The organism is Candidatus Eisenbacteria bacterium (assembly GCA_005893275.1).
Lineage (GTDB): Bacteria > Eisenbacteria > RBG-16-71-46 > SZUA-252 > SZUA-252 > WS-7.
In genome coordinates this window covers 1-789 of record VBOW01000083.1, presented here as the reverse complement: position 1 = coordinate 789, position 789 = coordinate 1, and the positions used below count along the sequence as shown (strand labels likewise).

Genomic DNA, 789 nt, shown 5'->3' with positions numbered 1-789 from the left:
GAGGACGGCCACGTTGACATCGTGGTGACGAGCGCCGGCTCGAACTATGTTTCCGTATTCCTCGGGGTCGGTAACGGCGCATTGGGCCCGAGGCGAAATTTCACGACCGGCGCCGGACCCCGCCAGATCGCCATCCTGGACGTGAACGGTGATAACCACCTCGATCTCGCAATCGCAAATAACGAATCCAACAATGTCTCGGTCCTTCTGGGAGACGGCTCCGGAGCCTTCGGCTCCCGCACGGACGTTCCGGCGGGGGGCGCACCCTACGGGATCGCCTCGGGAGACTTTGACGGCGATCTTCGGAGCGATCTCGCGGTTGCGAATAGCACCGGTAGTGTCACGATGCTGCTAAATCATTGCGCCCCGCCGCGCGATCATCCCCCTGTGGTGACGGCACCGAAGGGGGTCTCCGGGGCCGAGGGGTCCGAGATTACCTTCAGCATCAGCGCGAACGATCCGGATGGCCCGGCGATCTCCAGCCTGACCGCTGATTTCTCCGGCCTTCCGGTCGGGAACAAGGCCACGTTCACGCCGGGCTCCTCCGATACGGGGGGCGTGTTCCGGTGGACGCCGGGCTTCGAGGATTCGCGCCAAACCCCCTACTCCGTGACCTTCACGGCGGCGAACGTGTTGTCGGCTTCGGCGACGACCAAGATCACGGTCACCGACGCCAGCGTCGTTACCGTGTGCCAAGCGCGTGCGTTTACCACGGACGGGAAGGGCGGCATCCGTCTGGGCGGAGGGAAGGAGCACCGGTGCGTGAACCTCGAGCCCGTCGGAGGGTCG

Annotated in this window: 1 protein-coding gene; it reads left to right on the top strand. The window is 65.0% G+C overall.

All coding sequences use genetic code 11. From position 1 onward, the window contains the following. The coding region (locus tag E6K76_12285) for a VCBS repeat-containing protein (GenBank protein TMQ56691.1) at positions 1 to 789 on the top strand (789 nt) is incomplete at both ends.